The sequence below is a fragment of the Roseburia sp. 1XD42-69 genome (assembly GCF_003612565.1).
In the GTDB taxonomy this organism is placed as follows: domain Bacteria; phylum Bacillota; class Clostridia; order Lachnospirales; family Lachnospiraceae; genus Roseburia_B.
Window position 1 is genome coordinate 26,212 of sequence record NZ_RAZG01000046.1, and the last position, 6,395, is coordinate 32,606.

Annotated in this window: 10 protein-coding genes; 6 read left to right on the forward strand and 4 right to left on the reverse strand. The window is 36.5% G+C overall.

What is annotated here, in order from left to right; genetic code table 11:
• Nucleotides 1–25: 25 nt before the first annotated feature.
• The 4 genes from D7Y06_RS17315 to D7Y06_RS17330 all read right to left on the reverse strand — a co-directional run bounded on the left by D7Y06_RS17315 (nucleotide 26) and on the right by D7Y06_RS17330 (nucleotide 2,126).
• A complete protein-coding gene (locus D7Y06_RS17315) occupies nucleotides 26–376 on the reverse strand; it encodes a hypothetical protein (protein WP_120408995.1) in 351 nt (116 codons plus the stop codon).
• A gap of 310 nt (nucleotides 377–686) precedes the next feature.
• Nucleotides 687–869 carry a cysteine-rich KTR domain-containing protein gene (locus tag D7Y06_RS17320; RefSeq protein ID WP_120409005.1) on the reverse strand — a complete coding sequence of 61 codons (183 nt, stop codon included), beginning with the start codon at nucleotides 867–869 and terminating at the stop codon, nucleotides 687–689.
• A 6-nt stretch (nucleotides 870–875) separates the two neighbouring features.
• Nucleotides 876–1,499 (reverse strand): class I SAM-dependent methyltransferase, encoded by a 624-nt coding sequence (locus tag D7Y06_RS17325; RefSeq protein ID WP_330566511.1) that lies wholly within the window; start codon nucleotides 1,497–1,499, stop codon nucleotides 876–878.
• Between the two features lie 69 nt (nucleotides 1,500–1,568).
• Nucleotides 1,569–2,126, reverse strand: a complete 558-nt coding sequence (locus D7Y06_RS17330; RefSeq protein ID WP_120408996.1) for a TetR/AcrR family transcriptional regulator — start codon at nucleotides 2,124–2,126, stop codon at nucleotides 1,569–1,571.
• A 373-nt stretch (nucleotides 2,127–2,499) separates the two neighbouring features.
• On the opposite strand from D7Y06_RS17330, the gene D7Y06_RS17335 reads away from it, so the two are divergent.
• The 6 genes from D7Y06_RS17335 to D7Y06_RS17360 all read left to right on the forward strand — a co-directional run bounded on the left by D7Y06_RS17335 (nucleotide 2,500) and on the right by D7Y06_RS17360 (nucleotide 6,281).
• Entirely contained in the window at nucleotides 2,500–2,694 is a 195-nt protein-coding gene (locus D7Y06_RS17335) for a helix-turn-helix domain-containing protein (RefSeq protein WP_120408997.1), read from the forward strand.
• Nucleotides 2,695–2,696: 2 nt separating this feature from the next.
• On the forward strand, nucleotides 2,697–3,362 hold the full coding sequence (locus D7Y06_RS17340) for a response regulator transcription factor (protein WP_120408998.1): 666 nt from the start codon (nucleotides 2,697–2,699) through the stop codon (nucleotides 3,360–3,362).
• A gap of 91 nt (nucleotides 3,363–3,453) precedes the next feature.
• Nucleotides 3,454–4,368, forward strand: coding sequence for an ATP-binding cassette domain-containing protein (locus D7Y06_RS17345; protein ID WP_120408999.1), 915 nt, complete (start codon nucleotides 3,454–3,456; stop codon nucleotides 4,366–4,368).
• Nucleotides 4,361–5,185 (forward strand): ABC transporter permease subunit, encoded by an 825-nt coding sequence (locus D7Y06_RS17350; protein WP_120409000.1) that lies wholly within the window; start codon nucleotides 4,361–4,363, stop codon nucleotides 5,183–5,185. Before D7Y06_RS17345 ends, D7Y06_RS17350 begins: the two co-directional genes overlap by 8 nt.
• Before the next feature lie 10 nt (nucleotides 5,186–5,195).
• Entirely contained in the window at nucleotides 5,196–6,095 is a 900-nt protein-coding gene (locus D7Y06_RS17355; protein ID WP_120409001.1) for a sensor histidine kinase, read from the forward strand.
• 69 nt (nucleotides 6,096–6,164) lie between these two features.
• Nucleotides 6,165–6,281, forward strand: a complete 117-nt coding sequence (locus D7Y06_RS17360) for a cysteine-rich KTR domain-containing protein (protein WP_442970426.1) — start codon at nucleotides 6,165–6,167, stop codon at nucleotides 6,279–6,281.
• Nucleotides 6,282–6,395 lie beyond the last annotated feature (114 nt).

Genomic DNA, 6,395 nt, shown 5'->3' on the forward strand with positions numbered 1-6,395 from the left:
CTGCAATGAAACATTCAAAAGATTTTTATTCTGCCATAACCACACATTCTTTCCTGTAAAAACAGATACAATAAACCGAAATATCCCGGTAGCCCTGCTTTTCAAACTCTGCCCGGTAATTTTTCTTCCCTGCCTGCCTTCCCCGCTTTCCCGGTTGGATTTTACCATGTACCTGCCCCTTACAGTCTTTCTGCTCTAAGGCAATCATCAGAGGGGATAAATCCGCCCCTTTTATCTTTTTCTCAAACCACAAAGAAATATGGTTCTCATAAATGTATGCAATTTCCTCATTTGGAATGGTCATTTGGATATAAATATCCCTCCCGTCAACCCCCTCTCCCGTGGTATGCTTCCAGGCATTTTGATAAAAGAGCAAGGGATGTGGCTTATTCCCCCGACGTGGCCTTCCTCTTTAAAACAGCCTGATATTTCTCTTTGGCATACATGATGTGTTCCTTGTACGCTTCTGTGCAATCCATAGAAATTTCCCCCTTTCTCCCACATGGGGCGGTGATTGGTTTATAGTTACATTTTATAATTCAAGGGGCGGCGTTTTATATTGCTTCCCCATGATTATCTTCCGGCATACCTTTAACATTTTATTTTCAAGAAAATAGCCGACAAACTGTGATTTATAAGTCTGTCGGCTCTGCGTCTATGCGTCTGGCTCTTTGTCTTTATTCAAGTTACCGTTTGATAATGGTTATATGTAGTTCTTTAGCGTCAATTAAATTTTCCTGTTTGCATTTCGGACAGTAGAGAGGAAAATTTTTTAATTCTGCATCCTCCCGTATTTGTAGTCTTGTTTTATTTCCGCAAACAGGGCAAAAAAACCATTTGGTTTTTTCCGACTCCTTTACCCCCCATATTTTTGTTTATTTTTCAGCTTTTATAATCATTGTACTTTTATTCTCATAAAGTATATGCACATTTCTAAAACCTGCATTTTTCATCAACTGTATTTGATGCTCAAGTGTTAATGGAATATCAATATGAACAAAAACATCATCAGGTATGTGGTTTTCTTTGCGTTTAAATTCATATTGTTCAAGGCAGAGTATTTCTTCATCTAAGCAACAGGCGACATAATCACATTCAATATAGTACCCTCCGCATTTAATTGTTTGGAAAAGTTTATCATATATTTTTTGCTTTTTAGAGTATTTAAAATGATGTAATGTTTCAAATGAAAGAGCTGCGTCATATTTCTCTGCTTCTAATGGATATTCAAAATAATCTGCCATAATTAAATCAATATCCTTATCCGCATATTTAACCCGCAGTTTTTCCAACATATCTTTGGATAAATCAATACCTGTAATCTTCACATTAGGAAACTTTTGATATATTGATGCCAGTTCTAGCCCTGTACCACAACCAATATCAAGTAAAGAATTTATAGAGGTATCAAAATAATCCGCTATATGAGCATATTCTTCCGCCCAATTATTAAGATGAACATTATCATAATTATCAATCCGGTTAGAAAAGAAATATATACTTTTTGAGTTCCTCCGGCGTTCTTATTTTATTTTCTAACATAATTAAACTATCCTTTCTCTAATTTTTTATACTGTTTCCAATGAGAATCTATTAAAAGCATTTTTCAATAATTTCTTTGCTAAATCCAATGGAATATCTATATCATTAGATACAATTTGTGTAGCTATGCCATGAGAATATAGCCAAAAATTGATAAATAACATTTCTGCTTTTTCCGTTGATAAACCTGTCAATGCTTTGGCGTTTTCTATGGAAGCTCTATTCCATTCTGCATGAATAATATCTTGTAAAGAAGAACCTGCCATAGTCATATTCATAAATAAGCTGCTGAAAATCATTTTTTCACTACGCGCAAATTCGATATATGAAATGCCTTGACTTAACAACCGATTTTCATTAGTCATATTCTTTTCCATGAAGTCATTGTAATAATTATCAAGTTCCTTTTTAATATCCTTTTTCAGTTCCTCCATATTTTTGTAAATGCGAAAAAGAGGTTTTGTAGAACAGCTAAGAGATTTCGCCAAACTACGGGCATTTACACTGCGTATTCCGTTTTCTCTAATTAACTGAATCCCAGCGTTAATAATGTCTTGTTTAGTAATAATTGGTGTTGGTGGCATTTTAAATTACCTCCTACGGAAACATAAGTTACGCAACATTAGTTACTATTATAGTATAGCTATATTTCCTTGTCAATAGGATAGTAAAGTATCTTGCCCGTGGCGTTGCCCTCATATAGCTTTTTCACAAGCCCGTCAAGCTCTTTATGCCGCTTCTGTGCCTTGCTGATTTTCTGCTTACATTCCTTGACGGTTTTCTCTTGGTTCTGGTCGGACGCTTCCCGAACACGTTCTGTACCTATTTTCCGACAGCCCCATCTCGTAGAGAAGATACCACGAATGGTGTTTGCTTAGATGAAAGTTCATATTTTGCGAGTTGATATTATTCGTTCAAACGGATATAATAAAAACAGTACATTTTAGGAGGACAGAAATGTTTGAGTATATGACGGCACAGGAAGCATCAGAGCGTTGGAATATATCGGTACGACGGGTGCAAAGACTTTGCAAAGAAAAGCGGATTGAGGGTGTTATAAACATTAATCGTGTATGGCTTATTCCTAAGACAGCGAAGAAACCTGTTGATGGCAGATATAAGGAAAACAAAAAACAAGATGGAGTTGATTGACTATGAAAAGAATTTTAATTATTGATGACGACATACATATTGGAAATGTGCTTGAAGAAATGCTTTCCAAAGAGGGATATCAAATCTTCCGTGCTTATTCTGGAACAGAGGCATTATTCGTTTTATCAAAGTCAAAGCCAGACCTTGTATTATTAGATTTAATGCTGCCGGGATTGAATGGAGAAGATGTACTTCCCCAAATAAAGGGAATCCCTATTATTGTGGTGAGTGCCAAAGTTGATATTGATAATAAAGTTGATGTGCTGCTTGGCGGTGCGGTTGATTATGTGACGAAGCCGTTTAACATGAGGGAACTTTTAGCCAGAATTTCCGTACATCTCAGAAATTCGGAAAGTATGCTTGTTTCTTCAGAATTGACATTTGCAGATATTGTACTCAATACCAATACCCATATTGCAAAAATCGATAATACGGAAATAAAATTGACAAGGACAGAATATGCCATTTTGAAACTGCTTATGCAAAATCCCACACAGGTTGTTACAAAATCACTGTTGTTAGACCGTATCAGCACAGACACACCAGATTGTACGGAAAGTTCTCTGAAAATGCATATTAGCAATTTGAGGAAAAAACTTCGAGAGGTAAATAACAAAGAATATATTGAAGCGGTCTGGGGAATTGGCTTTAAAATGAGGGCAGAATAAATCTTTACGATTTCTTTACTGTTCTCTTTACTGTTTTCTTTACCAATTACAGATATAATGCCAGTACACTAAACAAGGAGGTTATGCTTTTATGGATTATGTTCTTAAAACAAATGCTTTGTGTAAAAGTTACAAAAATTACAAAGCATTAAACGGACTATCAATGAATATTCCCAAAGGAGCAATCTATGGCTTTGTAGGGAAAAATGGTGCTGGCAAGACAACACTTATCCGTCTGATTTGCGGCTTGCAAGAGCCTACATCTGGAGAATACACGCTATATGGAACAAAAAGCACAGATAAGGAGATTTTAAAAGCACGCAGACGGATGGGGGCTGTTGTGGAAACGCCCTCGATTTATCTTGATATGACAGCTGAGGACAATTTGAAACAGCAGTATCGTATTCTGGGACTTCCATCTTACGATGGATTGGCGGATATCTTAAAACTGGTTCGATTGGAGAATACAGAAAAGAAGAAAGCCAAAAATTTCTCTCTTGGTATGCGGCAACGATTGGGTATTGCTATCGCATTAGTCGGTGACCCTGATTTTTTGGTTTTGGACGAGCCTGTCAATGGTCTTGACCCGCAGGGAATTATAGAAATGAGGGAGTTAATCTTAAAACTCAATCGGGAACAGCAGATTACTGTATTGATTTCCAGTCATATCCTTGATGAATTATCCAGACTTGCAACGCATTATGGATTTATTGATAAAGGGCAGATTGTAAAAGAAATCAGTGCCAAAGAGCTGGGTACCGCCTGCCGCAAGTGTATTCGTCTTGAAGTAACGAATACCCGAACACTCTCTCGTGTGTTAGACGGAATGAATGTTGAATACACCATTGTTTCTGACAAGGCGGCTGATGTGTATGCCAGAATCAATGTTTCCAAATTAACACTCGCTTTAGCAAAAGAAAATTGTGAAGTGATTTCCATGCAGGAACGGGATGAAAGTTTGGAAAGCTATTATGTCGGTTTGGTAGGAGGGAAAGAGAATGACTAAATTGTTATCCGCAAATTTCATGCGGTTGAAAAAGGACAAAGTTTTTTGGATTGGCTTAGTTTTTATGTTTGCAGCAGGCATATTTTTCCCTGTCATGCGATACATGGATATGAAACATACAGGCACAATCAATCCGATAGATAATGCATTTTTGGGATGCGTCTTGTTTATTGGCATTATAATGGCGGTATTTTGCAGTCTGTTTATTGGTACAGAATACAGCGATGGGACTATCCGAAACAAAGTAATCGTTGGGCAAAATCGAAACGCAATTTATTTGGCAAATTTTGTTACGTGCGCAGTTGTGAGCCTTATTATGTGTATCGTATTCTTTGTTCCTTATCTTTGTATTGGCATTCCTCTGCTTGGATTTTTTAATATGGCTACAAAAATAGTTATGTTATTTGTATTGACAGCATTTCTGCTTGCTATTGCATTTTCATCTATTTATACTTTGATTTCGATGTTAAATCATAGCAAGGCGATAACTGCTGTTATATGTATTCTTTTCGCTTTTTTGCTTCTATTTATGGGAGGGCAATTAAATAAAATGTTAAGCGAACCTGAAATGAATATGGGTTTGGTTGTAACTGAAAACGGACAAGAATATGAAGAAATACCAAATCCGCATTATTTGAATGAGGGGGAACGGAAAACAGTTCAGTTTATTTACGATTTTATTCCCGGCGGACAGGTAATTCAATGTATATCATTGGAGGCTGCAAATCTGCCGTTGTTACCTCTCTATTCATTTATCATTATTTTATCAACTACAGGTATAGGATTAATTGGTTTTAAGAAAAAAGATTTAAAATAAGGAGTATGTTATGGAAATATGGTTATGGGTATCTATCGGCATTTTGATTGCAATTATCATTGCCTTGTTAGTAAAAATACATATTTTACAAAGATCAGTAAAGGAAATTGAAATTGCTTTTGCCGATAGACTCGTAACCGATACGAATGTTTTGATTGATATTTCCAGCAGCGACAAGAATGTGCGTCGTTTAGCGAATACTATCAACGGACAGCTTCGCAAACTCCGTACGGAACGGCGCCGATTTCAGCAAGGCGATTTGGAGTTGAAAAATGCAGTTACAAATATTTCACATGATTTACGGACACCGCTTACGGCTCTCAGCGGTTACTTGGAATTGTTAGAGCAGGAAGAAAAGTCTGAATCCGTAAATCGATATATCGAAATTATAAAAGACCGTGTGGATATTTTGACACAGCTTTCAGAGGAACTTTTTAAGTACTCTGTTATCATTTCAACAAAAGACAATATAACCAAGGAACAGGTAATTATCAATACGGTATTGGAAGAAAGTATTGCAGCATTTTATACGGTTTTAACCGAACGAAATATCGTGCCAGAGATACAAGTATCTGAAACAAAAGTAGTGCGGATGCTTGACCGTTCTGCATTATCCCGTGTATTTTCCAATCTGATAAGCAATGTTATAAAATACAGTGATGGAGATTTGAAGATTGTTCTGTCAGAGAATGGGGAGATTGCCTTTTCTAATATGGCTTCTGGATTAGACGAGATACAAGTGGGAAGATTGTTTGACCGCTTTTATACTGTAGAAGCTGCCAGAAAATCAACAGGTTTAGGATTGACAATTTCTAAAACACTTGTTGAACAAATGAAAGGAACTATATCCGCAATATACGAAAACAACAGATTAAGCATTCATATCTTTTTCCCAGATCTTAAAGAATGAAAGGATTGACCTATGCAAGATGCAAAATGGATACGCTGTCCTGTTTGTGGCAACAAAACTCGTGACAGAATTAGAGAAGATACCGTTTTAAAAAACTATCCTCTCTACTGTCCGAAATGCAAGGGGGAAACTTTGATTAAAGTTAAGAACTTACAAGTAACTGTTATAAAAGAGCCAGACGCTTAAGACGCAGAGCCGATGAACAAGTGAGCACTGCTGCTTTTGCAAAGAGACTGTTTCATATTTTGTGTAAACTCAAAAAACTGACATAAGATCTATTGAATAGTTACAAGTGGGCAG